This window comes from Sphingomonas sp. R1 (assembly GCF_025960285.1).
Lineage (GTDB): Bacteria > Pseudomonadota > Alphaproteobacteria > Sphingomonadales > Sphingomonadaceae > Sphingomonas.
The window spans coordinates 3,760,291-3,776,174 of record NZ_CP110111.1; the positions used below are offsets into that span (position 1 = coordinate 3,760,291).

21 protein-coding genes and 1 tRNA gene are annotated in these 15,884 nt (G+C 66.2%); 11 read left to right on the top strand and 11 right to left on the bottom strand.

Features of this window, described 5'->3' with window-relative positions:
* Nucleotides 1-37 precede the first annotated feature (37 nt).
* The 7 genes from OIM94_RS17860 to OIM94_RS17890 form a co-directional block, all read right to left on the bottom strand.
* Nucleotides 38-262, bottom strand: coding sequence for a hypothetical protein (locus OIM94_RS17860; RefSeq protein WP_264608001.1), 225 nt, complete (start codon nucleotides 260-262; stop codon nucleotides 38-40).
* Nucleotides 259-630, bottom strand: a complete 372-nt coding sequence (locus tag OIM94_RS17865) for a plasmid mobilization protein (RefSeq protein ID WP_264608002.1) — start codon at nucleotides 628-630, stop codon at nucleotides 259-261. Before OIM94_RS17865 ends, OIM94_RS17860 begins: the two co-directional genes overlap by 4 nt.
* 80 nt (nucleotides 631-710) lie before the next feature.
* Nucleotides 711-2,636, bottom strand: a complete 1,926-nt coding sequence (dxs, locus tag OIM94_RS17870) for a 1-deoxy-D-xylulose-5-phosphate synthase (protein ID WP_264608003.1) — start codon at nucleotides 2,634-2,636, stop codon at nucleotides 711-713.
* A 51-nt stretch (nucleotides 2,637-2,687) separates the two neighbouring features.
* Entirely contained in the window at nucleotides 2,688-3,146 is a 459-nt protein-coding gene (locus OIM94_RS17875; protein WP_264608004.1) for a Fur family transcriptional regulator, read from the bottom strand.
* Between the two features lie 53 nt (nucleotides 3,147-3,199).
* Nucleotides 3,200-3,595: a MerC domain-containing protein gene (locus OIM94_RS17880; RefSeq protein WP_264608005.1), complete on the bottom strand. Its 396-nt coding sequence runs from the start codon at nucleotides 3,593-3,595 to the stop codon at nucleotides 3,200-3,202.
* A gap of 49 nt (nucleotides 3,596-3,644) precedes the next feature.
* Entirely contained in the window at nucleotides 3,645-4,625 is a 981-nt protein-coding gene (locus OIM94_RS17885; RefSeq protein ID WP_264608006.1) for an alpha/beta hydrolase, read from the bottom strand.
* Nucleotides 4,626-4,792: 167 nt separating this feature from the next.
* Complete coding sequence (locus tag OIM94_RS17890) at nucleotides 4,793-5,515, bottom strand: RBBP9/YdeN family alpha/beta hydrolase (RefSeq protein ID WP_264608007.1); 723 nt, start codon at nucleotides 5,513-5,515, stop codon at nucleotides 4,793-4,795.
* A 134-nt stretch (nucleotides 5,516-5,649) separates the two neighbouring features.
* On the opposite strand from OIM94_RS17890, the gene OIM94_RS17895 reads away from it, so the two are divergent.
* Nucleotides 5,650-6,384 (top strand): TlyA family RNA methyltransferase, encoded by a 735-nt coding sequence (locus OIM94_RS17895; protein ID WP_264608008.1) that lies wholly within the window; start codon nucleotides 5,650-5,652, stop codon nucleotides 6,382-6,384.
* Between the two features lie 146 nt (nucleotides 6,385-6,530).
* Here the strand turns inward: OIM94_RS17895 and OIM94_RS17900 are convergent, their stop codons facing one another.
* Nucleotides 6,531-6,665 (bottom strand): hypothetical protein, encoded by a 135-nt coding sequence (locus OIM94_RS17900; protein ID WP_264608009.1) that lies wholly within the window; start codon nucleotides 6,663-6,665, stop codon nucleotides 6,531-6,533.
* A 175-nt stretch (nucleotides 6,666-6,840) separates the two neighbouring features.
* On the opposite strand from OIM94_RS17900, the gene OIM94_RS17905 reads away from it, so the two are divergent.
* From OIM94_RS17905 to OIM94_RS17935, 7 genes are all read left to right on the top strand, one after another.
* Entirely contained in the window at nucleotides 6,841-7,947 is a 1,107-nt protein-coding gene (locus OIM94_RS17905) for a DUF47 family protein (protein ID WP_264608010.1), read from the top strand.
* A 6-nt stretch (nucleotides 7,948-7,953) separates the two neighbouring features.
* On the top strand, nucleotides 7,954-8,967 hold the full coding sequence (locus tag OIM94_RS17910; protein WP_264608011.1) for an inorganic phosphate transporter: 1,014 nt from the start codon (nucleotides 7,954-7,956) through the stop codon (nucleotides 8,965-8,967).
* 85 nt (nucleotides 8,968-9,052) lie between these two features.
* On the top strand, nucleotides 9,053-9,616 hold the full coding sequence (locus tag OIM94_RS17915; RefSeq protein WP_264608012.1) for a TspO/MBR family protein: 564 nt from the start codon (nucleotides 9,053-9,055) through the stop codon (nucleotides 9,614-9,616).
* Nucleotides 9,617-9,632: 16 nt separating this feature from the next.
* The gene (locus OIM94_RS17920; protein ID WP_168844827.1) at nucleotides 9,633-9,893 is read left to right on the top strand and encodes an accessory factor UbiK family protein; all 261 of its coding nucleotides are present in this window, start codon (nucleotides 9,633-9,635) and stop codon (nucleotides 9,891-9,893) included.
* 112 nt (nucleotides 9,894-10,005) lie between these two features.
* Entirely contained in the window at nucleotides 10,006-10,515 is a 510-nt protein-coding gene (locus tag OIM94_RS17925; RefSeq protein WP_010544228.1) for a YbjN domain-containing protein, read from the top strand.
* Nucleotides 10,516-10,517: 2 nt separating this feature from the next.
* On the top strand, nucleotides 10,518-11,321 hold the full coding sequence (proC, locus tag OIM94_RS17930; protein WP_264608013.1) for a pyrroline-5-carboxylate reductase: 804 nt from the start codon (nucleotides 10,518-10,520) through the stop codon (nucleotides 11,319-11,321).
* A 71-nt stretch (nucleotides 11,322-11,392) separates the two neighbouring features.
* Nucleotides 11,393-12,010, top strand: coding sequence for a hemerythrin domain-containing protein (locus tag OIM94_RS17935; RefSeq protein WP_264608014.1), 618 nt, complete (start codon nucleotides 11,393-11,395; stop codon nucleotides 12,008-12,010).
* Nucleotides 12,011-12,031: 21 nt separating this feature from the next.
* On the opposite strand, the gene OIM94_RS17940 is transcribed toward OIM94_RS17935, so the two are convergent.
* Nucleotides 12,032-12,517 (bottom strand): MarR family transcriptional regulator, encoded by a 486-nt coding sequence (locus OIM94_RS17940; protein ID WP_264608015.1) that lies wholly within the window; start codon nucleotides 12,515-12,517, stop codon nucleotides 12,032-12,034.
* 70 nt (nucleotides 12,518-12,587) lie between these two features.
* Between OIM94_RS17940 and OIM94_RS17945 the strand changes: the two genes are divergently transcribed.
* The 3 genes from OIM94_RS17945 to OIM94_RS17955 all read left to right on the top strand — a co-directional run bounded on the left by OIM94_RS17945 (nucleotide 12,588) and on the right by OIM94_RS17955 (nucleotide 14,717).
* Nucleotides 12,588-13,685 carry a branched-chain amino acid aminotransferase gene (locus tag OIM94_RS17945; protein ID WP_264608016.1) on the top strand — a complete coding sequence of 366 codons (1,098 nt, stop codon included), beginning with the start codon at nucleotides 12,588-12,590 and terminating at the stop codon, nucleotides 13,683-13,685.
* 23 nt (nucleotides 13,686-13,708) lie between these two features.
* A tRNA-Gln gene (locus OIM94_RS17950) sits at nucleotides 13,709-13,783 on the top strand.
* Nucleotides 13,784-14,072: 289 nt separating this feature from the next.
* Entirely contained in the window at nucleotides 14,073-14,717 is a 645-nt protein-coding gene (locus OIM94_RS17955; RefSeq protein WP_264608017.1) for an SOS response-associated peptidase, read from the top strand.
* Nucleotides 14,718-15,029: 312 nt separating this feature from the next.
* On the opposite strand, the gene OIM94_RS17960 is transcribed toward OIM94_RS17955, so the two are convergent.
* On the bottom strand, nucleotides 15,030-15,488 hold the full coding sequence (locus OIM94_RS17960; RefSeq protein ID WP_264608018.1) for a hypothetical protein: 459 nt from the start codon (nucleotides 15,486-15,488) through the stop codon (nucleotides 15,030-15,032).
* Nucleotides 15,489-15,499: 11 nt separating this feature from the next.
* On the bottom strand, nucleotides 15,500-15,712 hold the full coding sequence (locus OIM94_RS17965; protein ID WP_264608019.1) for a hypothetical protein: 213 nt from the start codon (nucleotides 15,710-15,712) through the stop codon (nucleotides 15,500-15,502).
* Between the last annotated feature and the right edge of the window lie 172 nt (nucleotides 15,713-15,884).

Genomic DNA, 15,884 nt, shown 5'->3' on the forward strand with positions numbered 1-15,884 from the left:
GCACGTACCGCGATGTACGCCCTCGAGGAAGCGGGCGCTAGCTGCCCGCTTGTGGACTTTCGGGAAGCGCGGGGGGCGCGGGCGGTGCCGCGGGTTGGCGCTTCATCGCGATATCGATCAGTGTCTCCAGGCGGATCACCCGCTCGCGCGTCTCGATCGAGTGGCGGCGGGCCTCCTCGGCAGTGGTCAGCGCCTGGTCGACCTTGTGCTGAAGGAGCGCGACCTGCTGCAGAGCGCGCAGCGCATCGGTCCAGAAGCTCACTGCCGCGCCCAGCCGGACAGGGCGGTGGACAGCACATCCCAATTGACCGAGGAGTCAGCCAGCAACTGCTCGCGGATTTGGGCGCGATAGGCGTCCTCATCGAACGCGGCGGCCGCGGTGCGGGCGGCTTCGAGTTGGGCAAAGGCCGCGTCCGTGCGGGCGTTGGCCGCTTCGAGCTGCGCGAGCAGGTCGCGCATCAGCGCCATCTCGGCGGGTGTAGGCTCGGTATAGCGTTCGGCGGCGGTACGCATGAAGTCGCTGACGGTCATGTCCGCCGCTTCCGCATTGGCGGAAATCCGCCGCTTTTCCTCGGGCGATACCAGCACGACCACGCGGCTGGAGCGAGTCTCTGGAAGCTGCGTTGCCATGCACATGTACATAACATGTGCATGTAGGAAGTTCAAGGAAGCCAGGCGCCCTCCCCGTCGTGCGGGGAGGGCGCTGGCCATTATGCTCGCACGCCCCCGGGCAGTTCCGCTTCGTTGTAGCGGAGTGCCTTCAGCACCGTGTCGACGATGTGCGTGGCATTGAGCCCCGCCTCGTCATACTGCTTCTCGGGCTTGTCCTGGTCCTGGAACAGGTCGGGCAGGCGCATGGTGCGCAGTTTGAGGCCGGCGTCGATCAGCCCCGTGTCGCTCGCCAGCGTCAGTACATGCGCGCCGAGGCCGCCGATCGAGCCTTCCTCGATCGTCACCGCCACTTCGTGCGTGGTCAGCAGGCGGCGGATCAGATCCTCGTCGAGCGGCTTGGCGAAGCGCAGGTCGGCGACCGTCGTCGACAGCCCCTTGGCGTCGAGCGTGTCAGCGGCCTTGAGTGCCTCGGCCAGGCGGGTGCCGAGCGACAGGATCGCTACCTTCTTACCTTCGCGAACCACGCGGCCCTTGCCGATCTCCAGCCGCTCCGGAACCTCCGGAAGCTCCAGGCCGATCCCGTTGCCGCGCGGATAGCGCAGCGCGATCGGGCCGCTGTCGTGCAGCGCGGCGGTGTGGGTCATGTGGACGAGTTCCACTTCGTCCGCCGCGGCCATCACCACGAAGTTCGGCAGGCTGGCGAGATAGGTCACGTCGAAGCTGCCGGCGTGCGTCGCGCCATCGGCGCCGACCAGTCCGGCGCGGTCGATCGCAAAGCGGACCGGCAGGTTCTGAATCGCGACGTCGTGCACCACCTGGTCATAGGCGCGCTGCAGGAAGGTCGAGTAGATCGCGCAGAACGGCCGCATCCCCTGCGCGGCGAGCCCCGCCGCGAAGGTGACCGCGTGCTGCTCGGCAATGCCCACGTCGAAGGTGCGCTCCGGGAACATCGCCTGGAACTTGTCGAGGCCGGTGCCCGATGGCATCGCGGCGGTGATTGCGCAGACGGTGGGATCGCGCTCGGCTTCGGCGAGCAGCGCGTCTGCGAAGACCTTGGTATAGGCCGGCGGGCCCGGAGGCGCCTTGGCCTGGGCGCCGGTGATCACGTCGAACTTCTGGACGCCGTGATACTTGTCCGCCGCCTTCTCGGCAGGGGCATAGCCCTTGCCCTTCTTGGTCACGACATGGACGAGGATCGGGCCTTGTTCAGCGTCGCGGACATTCTCCAGCACCGGGATCAGATGCTCGAGATTATGACCGTCGATCGGGCCGACATAATAGAAGCCCAGTTCCTCGAACAGCGTGCCGCCGGTCGCCATGCCGCGGGCGAATTCCTCCGCCTTGCCGGCGGCGGCGGTCAGGCGACGCGAGACCTTCTGGGTCACGCGGCGGGCAAGGCTGCGCAAGCCCATATATTCGGACGAGGAAATGAGCCGCGCCAGATAGGCCGAAAGCCCGCCCACCGGCGGCGCGATCGACATGTCGTTGTCGTTGAGGATCACGACCAGCCGGTTGCCGGCGGCCTCGGCATTGTTCATCGCCTCATAGGCCATGCCGGCGCTCATCGCGCCGTCGCCGATCACCGCGATCGCCTTGCCCGGCGCGCCCTTCAGCTTGTTCGCCGTGGCAAAGCCGAGCGCCGCCGAGATCGAGGTTGACGAGTGCGCGGCGCCGAACGGGTCGTATTCGCTCTCACTGCGCTTGGTGAAGCCGGAGAGACCACCGCCCTGGCGGATCGTGCGGATCCGATCGCGGCGGCCGGTGAGAATCTTGTGCGGATAGCATTGGTGCCCGACGTCCCAGATCAGCCGGTCGTCGGGGGTGTTGAAGACATAATGGATCGCCACCGTCAGCTCGACCACGCCGAGGCCGGAGCCGAGATGGCCGCCGGTGGTGCCGACTGCACTAATGGTTTCGGTACGGAGCTCGTCGGCCAGCTGGCGCAGCTGGGCGGGGGCGAGCTTCCGGAGGTCCTGCGGCGTGTCGACCGTGTCGAGCAGCGGCGTCTTGGGTAGGTCAGCCATGGCGTTTGTTAGCGCAGTGTTACGGCCAAGTCGAACGGTCAATCGGGCAGGTCAGTCGCACTTGCCGCACTTGCCACGCACCTCGATCACCGGGCGCACGGGGGAGAAGCCTGCATGTTCGGCTGCCGAGCGAACGTTCTTGGTGATCGAATCGTCGTCGAGATGGGTGGTCTGGCCGCAGCTGTCGCACACCAGGAAGATGCAGTCGTGCAGGCATTCCGGATGGGCGTTGGCAACATAGGCGTTGGCGCTTTCCACCCGCCGCGCGAGGTTGGAGCCGACGAACAAATCGAGGATCCGGTATACGCTGTTGGCCGCGACCCGGCGGCCCTCCGCCTTGGAAACGGCCTCGGCGATGTCATAGGCGGACGCGGGTTTGTCGAACCCCGCCAGTGCATCGAACACCCGTTCGCGCATCGCCGTCCACTGCTCGCCGGCCTCTTCCAGCCGCGCGCGCGCGGCCTTGGTGAGATCGGCCCCGTGATGTTCATGATGATGATGCGCGGACATGCGAGCGATTTAGGCGTTGCTGCGGGTTCCGGCAAGCACGGCGCCGTCGCCGATCAATGCGTCGCCCGATGATTGAGATCGTGGCCGAGTGCCACCAATGCGACGCCAACCAGCGTCCAGAAGGTTTCGAACCCGCCATGGGGCAGGGTGAGTGCGCCGGTCATGATGCCCAGGCCAAATGCGCCGACCACCGCTGGCGCCATATAGCCGTGATGCAGGATGCCGCGTCCCAGCGCGAACACGCCGAAACCGATCGCGAGCACCAACCCCACCTCGTGAATGTGCGGATTGAGCAGCCCGCCGGCAGTCGATGCCACGGTCAACAACACCGTCGTCGCGATACAGTGGAGCACGCAAAGACCGCTGATGCCGATCGCGATACGATCGAACGCGCCATCCAGGCCCGCCCACCAGCGGGCTATGGGGGTACTCAGCGACATGGACGGCATATAGACGTGCAGGTGCGGCGGTACAACATATCATCGCGCAAAATCGTTGTTAACGCGGTGGCGGTCCGAACAGGCCGTGCCCGGCGGCCCAGCGATGCCACAGCTCCGGCCACGCCGCCGCGGGCAGCTGCGCGGCGCCGCGCAGCCCGAAGCCGTGCCCGCCCCGCTCGAACAGGTGCATCTCCACCGGCACACTCGCGGCCTTGAGCGCAGCGCGGAAGCGCAGGCTGTTCTCCACCGAAACCGTCGCGTCGTCCTCGGCGTGGACGAGGAAGCAGGGCGGCGTGTCGGCGCGAACCTGCCGGTCGGGCGAATGGTCCGCTGCCATGGTGGAGTCGGGAGAACTGCCGATCAGGTTGGTGCGCGAGCCGGCATGGGCGATGGCGGGGTCCATCGAAATCACGGGATAGATCGGTGCCGCCAGCATCGGTCGCGCCGACAGCGAATCGGCCGCGTCGATGGGGGCGTAGGTCCGGCGGTCAAAGCGGGTGCAGCCATCGGCGCAGAGATGCCCGCCGGCGGAAAAGCCGATCGTCGCGACGCGGGCAGGATCGATCCGCCATTCCGCCGCGCGGGCTCGAATCAGCCGGATCGCGCGCTGGGCGTCGGCAAGGGGCGTATTCGCCGGATCGTCCCAGCCCTGTGCGGGGAGGCGGTAGAACAGCACGAAGGCGGTGATCCCGCGTGCCTGGAGCCAGGCGGCGAGTTCATAGCCCTCCTTGTCGATCACCACGCGCGCATAGCCACCGCCGGGCGTGATCAGCACCGCCGCACCATTGGGGCGGTCGGCCGGAAATATGTCGAGTCGCGGCGTCCGGATCGAATCATAGGCGCGGTCGCGCCGGCCGCCGGGTGCAGTGCGGTCGACCACATGATCGGCGAGTGCGGGCGCGCCGAGACCCGGGGCGTCCCCGGGCCAGAGGCGAAGCTGGGTCGTGGGCTGCGGCTCGGCCGCGGCTCTCGCGACGTGCGGAATCAGCGGCGCGACAAGTCCGCCTGCAAGAAGGGCGCGTCTGCTGGTTCCAGTCATTGCACGAAAGTGCAGTGCAGGTGCAGGATTTGCAAGCAGATATCCGGCAATCAACGAGTCGATTACCGCAAGTCACCAAGGGCTTGGAAAGGGTAGGCCGGGCGCCGCTCTAGGGTACGTCACCCGGCCATTCCCATAGCCAATACTATAGGCGATCCTCCCTGATTTTACCAGCGCGCCGAGGTCGATTTGCGAGTGTTTTGTCGCGGTGCCACCGCGCGGCCGCCCATATAATGTGCCTGTGCCGCATCGGTAGCATTCACGGCCAGCAGCGAGCGCGCTTCGGCGGTAGTGCGCACCGTGCCGCTGCGTTCGGTGGCGGTGTCGAGCAGCCGGTCGAGCAGCGCCTGGCCTTCCTCCCACCAGCCGATCCCGCTGGCAGCGTTCAGATGGCCTTGCGGCCCCGCGTCTACGAACAAGCTCCCCCAGCCGCGCGCGAGATCACCTGCGCGTTCGATGCTGATCCAGGGATCGTCGCTGCTCGCTACCACCACGCTCGGAAACGGCAGCAGTGCCGGCGGGGTGGGGCGGAAGGCGTGCAGTTCGGCAGGCGCCGAGTCGCGATCGACATCGGCCGGCGCCACCAGCAGCGCGCCGGCGACGGGCGTACCGAAGGTCTGTCCCGCCAGCGCCGCCCACCAGGCGACCGCCAGACAGCCCAGGCTGTGCGCGGCGAGCACGACCGGTGCCTGCGCGCCACGGATCGCCTGATCGAGCTTGGTCACCCAGGCATTGCGATGCGGCGTGTCCCACATGCCAAGCTCGACACGATGGGTGTCGGGCCGCGACTGCTCCCAAAGGGTCTGCCAGTGCGACGGACCGGAGCCGCCAAGGCCCGGGACGGTTAGGATGATCGGCGAGCGATCATCGATCGGCGAAAAGATCGTCATTGCGTTCCTCTCATGTGTCCTTGGAGGGACTGGCCGGACCTGTGCTATAATCCCTACTAAAATAGTGGGCAATGGGCATGCGTCCAATGGAGCAGCGGTTGCGCCAGGGCGTGGCCAGCGCCTAAAGGGCGGTCATGGCAAAGCTTCGCGCCGATCAACTGCTCGTCGACCGCGGGCTCGCCGAGAGCCGTACGCGGGCGCAGGCGCTCATCATGGCCGGGCTCGCCTTCACCGGCGAGCGCAAGATTGACAAGGCAGGCCAGATGCTGGCCGACGATGCCGCGCTGGAAGTGCGCGGGCGCGACCATCCCTGGGTTTCGCGCGGCGGGATCAAGCTCGCCCACGCGCTGGAGCATTTCGGCTGGGACGTGACCGGCGCGGTCGCGATCGACGTCGGCTCCTCCACCGGGGGCTTTACCGACGTGCTGCTGACGAACGGCGCGACGCGTGTCTATGCGGTGGACAGCGGCACCAACCAGCTCGCCTGGAAGCTGCGTCAGGACGAGCGGGTGATCGTCCACGAACAGACCAGCGCGCGCATCCTTACGCCTTCGCATATTCCCGAGCCGATCGACCTGGTAGTGTGCGACGCAAGTTTCATCGGGCTGGCCAAGGTGCTGGATATCCCCTTGGGCTTCACCCGGCCGGGTGCGCGTCTGGCGGCGTTGATCAAGCCGCAATTCGAGGCAGGCCGAGAGGAAGTGGGGAAGGGCGGCGTCGTCCGCGATCCCGTGGTGCACGACCGCGTCTGTGCTGAGGTGGCCGGATGGCTCGACGGCAAGGGGTGGCAGGTGCTCGGCGTGACGCGCAGCCCAATCACCGGGCCCGAGGGCAATGTGGAGTTCCTGATCGGCGCGGTGCGTCCCTGAGGTTGGCCTGACTGGCGCGAACGAGCGTCAGCCGGCACATCATTCTGGGCTTCGGCCCCTGATGCGCGGCAGGTGGCCGCGCGTTCTCACAGGCATGTGAAGAGGCGGAGGCCCTTCGCGCCCAAGGAAGGGCATCGCTGCGCGGATCAGCCTGGCGTGAGTATATAGTATAGATTGTATCCGACGAAGATGGTGACGATGATCAAAAGCACGAGGATCGCCACGCGCCCCAGCCCCTTCCGTGCGCGCACCTCGACGGGTTCTTCTCGAGGGTCTGCCATTCCTCTGTCCTTTTCTGATCCAGTTCCGCTATCAGAGAGACGCGTGGCGGACCGGTTCGTTGCCGATGGGCTGTCCCCGCGCCGCTTTTGATCGGTGCCTGCTTGCCATTGCGGCGCAAGCTTGTAACAGCGCCGCCCGCCACGGGAGCTTCACGTCATCCGCCAGATTGCCGCCTTGCCCTATCGTTCGACCGGTACCGCCGCCGATGCGGACGCGCTTACCCAGGTCCTGCTGGTGACGTCGCGAGATAGCGGGCGATGGGTCATTCCCAAGGGCAATCCGAAGCCTGGCAGCACTGCGCATGCCGCTGCGGCGCTGGAGGCGGAGGAAGAAGCCGGTGTCACCGGGATGGTCTGCCCGACGCCGCTCGGCTCGTATCGCTACCGCAAGCGGCGCGGCAACGGTGCTTCGCTGATGGTGGACGTGGAGGTCTTTCCGTTCGCCGTCACCGGCGAGATGGCGGCCTGGAAGGAACAGTCGGAACGCCAGCGGCGCTGGTTCAGCCTGCCCGAGGCGGCGAATGCCGTCGACGAGCCGGATCTGCGCGATCTGATCCGCTCCTTCGGTCCCGAGGAATTCCGGGCAGTGACCCGCCGCGCGGGCGTGCTCGACACCGTAGTCCAGAAATCAAAGGTCAATCGAATGTTCGCGTGGTTCCAACGGCTGTTGCCGAAATCGGGCAATTTCTTCGAGATGTTCGAGGCCCATGCTGCGACGGTCGTCGCCGGCGCCGACGCGCTGGCGCGGGTGCTCCAGAGCGGCGGCGCGGACCATATCCGCGAGGTGATCGAGCGCGAGCACGATGCGGACGAGATCACGCGCAAGGTGCTGCAGACGGTGCGCGTCACCTTCCTCACGCCATTCGATCGCGGTGCGATCACCGCGCTGATCGGGTCGATGGACGATGCGATCGACGAGATGCAGGCGACGGTCCGCGCCATCGACCTCTACGAGATCGACGGCTTTGAAGACGAGATGAAAGACATGGCCGGTATCGTCGTCGATGCCGCGCGGCTGACGCTGGAGGCGATGCCGTTGCTGCGCGACGTTGCGCGTAACGGCACCCGGCTGCACGAGCTCACCGAGCGGCTGGTCCGCATGGAAAGCCATGCCGACGACATTCACGCCGCAGGCCTCAAGCGCGCCTACAAGGAACTCGGCCCCAGCGATCCGCTGAAGTTCGCCGTGCTGCGCGAGCTGTACAAGCATCTCGAGCGGATCGTCGACGCATTCGAGGATGTGGCGAACGAGATCGACGGCATCGTCATCGATCACGCCTGATCCATCATGCACGAACTCGCCCTGCCGCTTCTCATCGGGCTCATCATCGTCGCGCTGGCGTTCGATTTCCTGAACGGGTTGCACGACGCCGCCAACGCGATCGCCACCGTGGTCGCGACGCGCCTGCTAAAGCCGGTCCACGCGGTTGCGTTCGCCGCCTTCTTCAACTTCGCGGCCTATTTCGTGACGATCCTCTTCCCCAGCCTGCACAAGGTGGCGGAAACGATCGGCAAGGGACTGATCGACAAGGATCTCGTCACCCCGGGGGTGGTGTTCGGCGCGCTCGTGGGCGCGATGTTCTGGAACGTGGTCACCTGGCTGAAGGGCATTCCCTCATCCTCCAGCCATGCGCTGGTCGGCGGGATGATCGGTGCCGGCGTCACGCATGCAGGTGTCACCGGCATCCAGTGGGGAGGGCTGAACAAGACGCTGCTCGCCATCGTCCTGTCGCCGACCCTGGGCATGATCCTGGCGATGCTGGTGATGCTGGTGACGAGCTGGCTGTTCCGCCGCGCCACCGCCAGCCGGGCGGAGCGCTCGTTTCGTGTGCTGCACCTGATTTCCTCCGGTGCCTATTCGCTCAGCCACGGGCTCAACGACGCCCAGAAGACGATGGGCATCATCACCGTGTTGCTCTATTCGACGGGATATCTGCAGGGCAAGTTCGAGGTGCCGCACTGGGTGGCGATCAGCTGCTATGTGGCGATCGCGCTCGGTACGATGACCGGCGGCTGGAAGATCATCGAGACGATGGGCTCGCGCATTACCAAGCTGTCGCAGCACCAGGGCTTCAGCGCCTCCTTCGCCGGATCGATCATTCTGTTCGGCGCCTCCTGGCTGGGCATTCCGGTGTCGACCACCCACACCATCACCGGCGCGGTGATCGGTGCAGGCACCGCCAAGCGTGCCTCGGCGGTACGCTGGGGGGTGGCGAGCAACGTCGTGGTCGCCTGGGTGATCACGCTGCCCGCCTCGGCGGCGGTGGGCGCGTTGTTCTATGCGCTGACGCTATTGTTCTGAGCACGCTGGCCTTACGGCCCCTTGCAGTTCCCGCACGATCGAATAGGCGTGCGGGTACGAAGGGATCGCAGATGGGGAAACGCGCGTGAACGCACTGGCATCGAAGGCGCAATTGCGCCGCGGCTTCTGGCAACGCGCGCTGGTCACGGTGCCGCTGGTGCTGCTGCTAGGCTTCGGCTCGGCGATGGTCGCACCCGCCGGCGACCGGAACCCTTGGTTCACCGCGCTCGCCAAGCCCGCGATCCAGCCGCCCAACATCGCCTTCCCGATCGTCTGGACGATCCTGTACGTGCTGATGGGGCTCGCCCTCGCGCTGGTGCTGAGCGCGCGTGGGGCGCGGGGGCGTGCCGCAGCGGTAACGCTGTTCGTCGTCCAGCTGGCGGTGAACCTTGTCTGGTCGCCGATCTTCTTCCGCTTCCACCTGCTCGACCTCGCGCTGATCGTGATCGTGGCGCTGGCGGTACTGGTAGCGGTGACGATGGTGGCCTTCTGGCGGGTGCGCGCGCTCGCCGGTCTGATGCTGCTGCCCTATCTCGCCTGGGTATGCTTCGCCAGCGTGCTGTTCTCGCAGGTCCGCGACCTCAATCCCAACGCGGAAAAGATTGCGCTCGCGCCCGCGAACGCCCACATCGCCCTCCACACGCTTTGAGTGGGATAGATTTGACATGCAGACCGACAACCGCCTGTTCGACGATCTGGTGAAGATGGTGAACGGTGCCGCCGGCACCTTCGCCGGTGTGGCGCGCGAGGCCGAGGCTGGCGCCCGCGAGCGCGCCCGCGAGTGGATCGGCGGACTGGACTTCGTCAGCCGCGACGAGTTCGAGGCCGTGAAGGCCATGGCCGCTGCCGCACGCGACGAGGCCGATGCGCTCAAGGCGCGCCTGGATGCGCTCGAAGCGAAGCTGACCCCTCAAGGAAATGCGTGACGCTGGCTGAGCGTTCCTTGTCCACAGTTTTGAGCGGCGGGGCGCAGGCGCAAGCTTGTGCCCCGTCCGCGCGCTTGGCACTAGCGGCCATGGCTACACGACCGAGGGCGACATGGGCATGCTAGACGAAGCGGAATTCGACCGCGACGCCGCGGCTCCCATCGACATGCTCGAGACCTATTTCGCCGCGCACGGCTGGACGCACGAGCGCGAGGACGACGAGATCGTCGCCAAGGTGAAGGGCAGCTGGACCCAGTACGAGCTCCGCGCGATCTGGCGCGAGGACGACGGCGTGCTGCAGTTCATGGGCTTTCCTGACGTGCGCGTCCCCGAGGAGCGGCGCGGGCTGGTCTACGAGACGATCGGACTGGTCAACGAGCAATTGTGGATCGGTCATTTCGAGCTCTGGTCGTCGACCGGCATCCTGCTGTTCCGCCACGCTGCGCTGATCGACGGCGACGAGGGCGCATCGCTCACGCTCGCCCAGGCCGAGCTGCTGGTCGAAAGCGCGATCGACGAGTGCGAGCGCTTCTACCCGGTGTTCCAGTTCGTCCTGTGGGGCGGCAAGACGCCGAGCGAGGCGATCGCCGCTGCCCTGATCGAGACCCAGGGCGAGGCTTGATCATGGCATTGCTGGATCGGATCTGGCTGGTCGGCGCCGGCAATATGGGCGGCGCGATGCTCCGCCGCTGGGCAGGGGCGGGGATCGATCCTGCCGCGATCACCGTCATCGATCCGGGGAGCCCTGCCGTTCCTGAAGGCGTGCGGCATCTGACCGCGCCGCCCGTGGACGAGCGCCCGACCGCCGTCGTGCTTGCGGTAAAGCCGCAGCAACTCCATAGCGTCGCGCCAGCGCTCGCGCCCTTCGTTGCGGGCATGCCGCTGCTCGTGTCGATCCTGGCGGGGGTGGAAGTTGCGACGCTGGCGGACGTGCTTGGCACGCAAACCGTGGTCCGTGCCATGCCGAACCTGCCGGTAGCCATCGGCAAGGGCGTGGTCGGCCTCACTACGCCGAGCGACGATGCCGAGGCGCGCGCCGCCGCCGAGACGCTGATGGCACCACTCGGACTGGTGGAATGGGTGCCGAGCGAGACGATGCTCGATGCACTCACCGCGCTCGCAGGGTGCGGGCCTGGTTTCGTGTTCCGCTTCGTCGATGCGCTGGCCGAGGCCGGCACGGCGCTGGGCCTGCCTGCCGATCAGGCGCAGCGGCTGGCGCTTGCCACGGTGGAAGGCTCCGGCCTGATGGCAGCGGCGGCTGGCGAAAGCCCGGCCGTGCTCGCCGATCGTGTCGCCAGCCCCGGCGGCTCGACACGCGAAGGTCTGAACGTGCTGGATAGGGGCGCAGCGCTCAAGACGCTGCTGCGCGACACGCTCGCCGCTTCCGCCCGGCGCAACGCCGAAATGGCCGCCGAAGCGCGCAAATAGCGCGGTCATCTACGGAACGGCTGCGAATTCCAGCGGTTAAGCCTCCGATCTCAGTATCGACGGAGGCTGACATGGCGACGACGACCGAACGCGAACCCAAGCGCACGACGAAGACGACGGCCAAGGATACGGCCAAGACCAGCGGCTCGACCAGCGTGGGCGTGATCGCCGGCGCGGTCGCCGGCGGCGCGGCGCTGGGCCTGCTGGCGATGCTCGGCCGCAAGGCGGCAGTGCAGGCCCCCAGCGCGCTTGCCGGCAATTGGGACGATGCGCTCAAGGCCGAGCACAAGGCCGTATTGAAGGTATTCGATACCCTCGAAGCGACCGACGACAAGGCGACGATTCGCCGCAACATGCTGCTCGCGCATATCAAGCACGCGCTGGTGAAGCATGCGATCGAGGAAGAGAACGTCATCTATCCGGCGCTCCGCGAAGCGGGCAAGACCGAGCAGGCCGATGAGCTCAACGCCGAGCATGGCTATGTGAAGCAGTTTCTCTACGAACTGGAGAACATGCCCAGCACCTCGCCCAAGTGGCTGGAGAAGGTGAAGGAATTCCGCGCGGCGCTGGAAAAGCACATCCGCGAGGAAGAAGATGAGCTGTTCCCCGAGTTGCGCGCGCAGCTGAGCGAGGAAAAGAACAAGGCGCTTACCTTGGCGATGAACAAGGAAGGCTTCAAGGTCGCCTGAACAAGGGTGGACGCCGGGGCGTCAGCGCCCCAGCGTCGCCACCCGGCCGCGTTCGTCCTCGGGCATCAGCCCCTCGAGCACGGCCCAGAATCCCCCGACGGCTCCCTGGCCGGCGCTTGAATAGGCGCCGGCCATTTTTTCGCGCAGCGCTTCAAAGAGTTCGGATTCGAGTTTCGCGCCCGCGTCGGTAAGGCGCAACAGCCGCTGCCGACGATCCCGCGTGCCGGCGCGGGTTTCCACCAGCTCGCGATCGGCCAGTTCCCCCAGCACCCGTCCCAGCGACTGCTTGGTGATCGCCAGCAGCGAGAGCAACTCGCTCACCGTCAGGTCGGGCTTGCGGGCGATGAAGTAGAGCGCGCGGTGGTGTGCGCGGCCAAGCCCCTGGCGTGCCAGCCCGTCATCGATCGAGCGGGTGAGATGCGAATAGCCGAAGTAAAGCAATTCGATACCGCGCCGGATTTCGGGTTCGCGCAGGAAGAGGGGAGACGCAGGAATTGGGGCAGCCATGTTGACCGTTTCTGCCACCGCGCCTAGTCCTGCGCAACCCGAGGCCCCTGGGGACAAGAAAGACCGAGTGATGGAAGACGCGACGATCCTGGATTTCGAATTCGAAGCCCACACCAACCCGCGCACCGGCGACGACCGCGCGACGATCCTCGCGAACCCCGGCTTTGGCAAGGTATTCACCGACCACATGGCGGTGATCCGCTATTCGGCCGACAAGGGCTGGCACGATGCGCGCATCCAGCCCTATGCACCGCTCCAGATCGATCCCGCCTGCGCGGTTCTCCATTATGCGCAGGAGATTTTCGAAGGCCTCAAGGCCTATCGCCTGCCGGATGGCGGCGCGGCGCTCTTCCGTCCGGAAGAAAATGCCCGCCGCTTCCGCGAGTCGGCCGAGCGCATGGCGATGACGCCGCTGCCCGAGGACCTGTTCCTCGCCTCGATCCGCGAACTAGTGAAGGCCGATCGCGACTGGATCCCGGAGGGCGAGGGCGCCTCGCTCTATCTTCGCCCCTTCATGTTCGCGAGCGAGACCTTCCTCGGCGTGAAGCCGGCGAGCGAATATCTCTATCTCGTCATCGCTTCGCCGGCAGGTGCCTATTTTAAGGGCGGCGCACCGTCGGTCACCCTGTGGGTGTCCGATCATTATACCCGCGCGGCGCCGGGTGGCACGGGCGCGGCCAAGTGCGGCGGCAACTATGCCGGCAGCCTGGTCGCCCAGGCCGAGGCGATCCGCCAGGGCTGCGACCAGGTGGTGTTCCTTGACGCGGTCGAGAACCGCTATGTCGAGGAACTGGGCGGCATGAACGTGTTCTTCGTGTTCGACGACGGCTCGATCGCGACCCCGCCGCTCTCGGGCACGATCCTGCCGGGCATCACCCGCGAATCGCTGATCACGCTGGCACGGGACGCCGGGGTGGAGGTCCGCGAGGAGCGCTATTCAATCGACCAGTGGCGCGAGGACGCCAAGACCGGTCGCCTGCGCGAGGCCTTTGCCTGTGGCACCGCCGCGGTGGTGACGCCGATCGGCGCGGTGCGGGGCACCGGTTTCGAATTCCAGATCGGCAATGGCGGCCCGGGTCTTCTCACCGAGCGTCTGCGCGAGCAACTGGTGGGAATTCAGCGCGGAACGGTCGCGGATCCGCACGGATGGCTTGAACGTCTCTTCTGAGGCTCTATAAGCCCGCTTCCCGTTGGGGCGTCGCCAAGTGGTAAGGCAACGGTTTTTGGTACCGTCATTCGGAGGTTCGAATCCTCCCGCCCCAGCCAGCACTTTTTTCTGGCCCAAGTTGCTGAAAAATAACGGGTTTCTCTTCGAGTAAATTCGTCGTGGTACCCTACCGTGGTACCCTTTTGTGGCGTTGATTTCGACACCATGATTCGACCGGATTCGAGGCGCAAGCCCCCATCCTGCAATGGCCGGCTTATCCACAGGAAACTGCATGGCTGCGCAGCCCGGCTGCGCCGCAGCTGCCCGGCCGGGATGCGCAGGTCTAGGGAATCGGCAAACCCGTCGTCGACGTTGCTGCGGGTCGAGGCTGTCGGCTAGAAATGGGTCATGTGTAATCTTTACACCCTCCGCCGCTCGATGGCCGAAGTGGCGGCTCACTTTGATGCGGCGCACGTCACTGGGTCGAATGCGGGTGACGAGGTATATCCCGGCTACCCCGGGATGGTGGTTCGTGTCGCCGAAGGGCAGCGCCTCGTCCAGTCGATGGTCTGGGGCTTCCCTCTGCGGCTGAAGACTATGAGCCCCACGGCGAAGCCGAAGCCCGTGAACAACATCGCCGATCTGCGCAAGCCGATGTGGGTGGGCCTGGCGCGCAAGCCGGAGTGGCGCTGCCTGATCCCGCTGACCGGCTTTGCCGAGGCCGAAGGCGCCAAGGGTGCCAAGACCCGTACCTGGTTCAGCGTGAAGGACGAGCCGATCTTCGCCTGGGCCGGCTTGTGGCGCGACAGCGCGGAATGGGGACCGGTCTATTCCGGCGTGATGACCGACTGCAACGCCGCGATCCGCCCGGTGCATGACCGCATGCCGGTGCTGCTCCACCGCGACGAGCATGATCGCTGGCTTCATGGCAGCTTCGACGACATCATCGCCCTTCAGGAGCGATGCTTCCCGGACGCGCTGATCGTCACCGACCGCACGAGCGAGCCTTGGGTGAAGCGCAAGGCGGCGGAACCGGCGCCTTCACTTCTCTAGGCCCGAAACCTGCTGACGGCGCGGCGCCAGGCTACGTCACTGGGCAGCGGCAGATCGACGATCGTCGGTGGGTCGCGGGTGAGCTCAAGCGCCGTTCCCCTTCGTCCGCATCTCGAGCAGCGCAGGCGAGCGCCGGCGTCGACCAGACGGTCCGGCCATTGTCGCCGCTGGAACAACCACCATAGGGCGGCGGCATGGAACACGGCCTCGTTGCCGCAAGCCCGGCATCGAGCCCGAAGGGTCCGATGGAAGGCGGCGGCCTCGAACAGCGTGCGCGGGACCTGACCGCCATCGGCGTCGTAGCGGGCCATGTCAGCCGACCAGTCGAAGCGTTGGTCCTGTCGCCTCCGGTGCGCGCTGTAGGTCCAGGGACGGTAGCTTCGCCTGAGCCACGACCCGCAACAGCGCGCCCGGCCAAGCCGGAAACATCGCGCGGACCTTCGCGGACAGCAGTGTTGCAGCCGGCATGTCGATCAGCAAAGTCGTGTCATAGCCGCACCAGAGTTCCGGCGGTACACGGCCCAGGCGGTAGCTGCCCGCCACCACCAGCACTACCGGTGGATGCAGCTCGCGGCGCGCGGCGATGAAGCGGGCGAGGCATGACGGGCGCTGCTCGGCTGCCCAAGCCTCATACTGCGCCTGCGAGTGGGTCTGCACCACGCGGTGACCTTCCACCTTGCCGACATGGATGGTCCATTCACCATAAGGGAAGGTTTCCAGCTCGACCGGCCAGCGGTGCGCCAGCCAGTTGGTTCGCTCGATCGCATCCACGGCGCAGCAGTTCAGGCGCGCGCCTGCTCCGGAAACAAGCCCGGCTGTACCGCTTGGTCGAGCAGCAACAAGCGTGCCTGCTGCGCAGCGCCGATGGCCTGGCGATATTGGACGGTGGCATAGCGTTCGGCCTCGTTGAAGCCGAGCGGTGCCCATTCATCGCTCGGATAGCAGGCATCGTAGATCGCGCGCGCAGCCGCGCGCAGCTGGAGATCGTGCTCCACGCTGAAGCTCCCATTGCTGTCGAATCGCCGCTGAAGCGGTATGGAGTTAGCTAGAACAAAAAAAGAACATTGTGCAAGGGATATGGCGGTTGAGATGTGGGTGCCTGGGTACACCGCTTCCTGCCTATATTTGTGGTGAGGCGCGTCAATCGATGCGCGCTGGCGCAAGTAG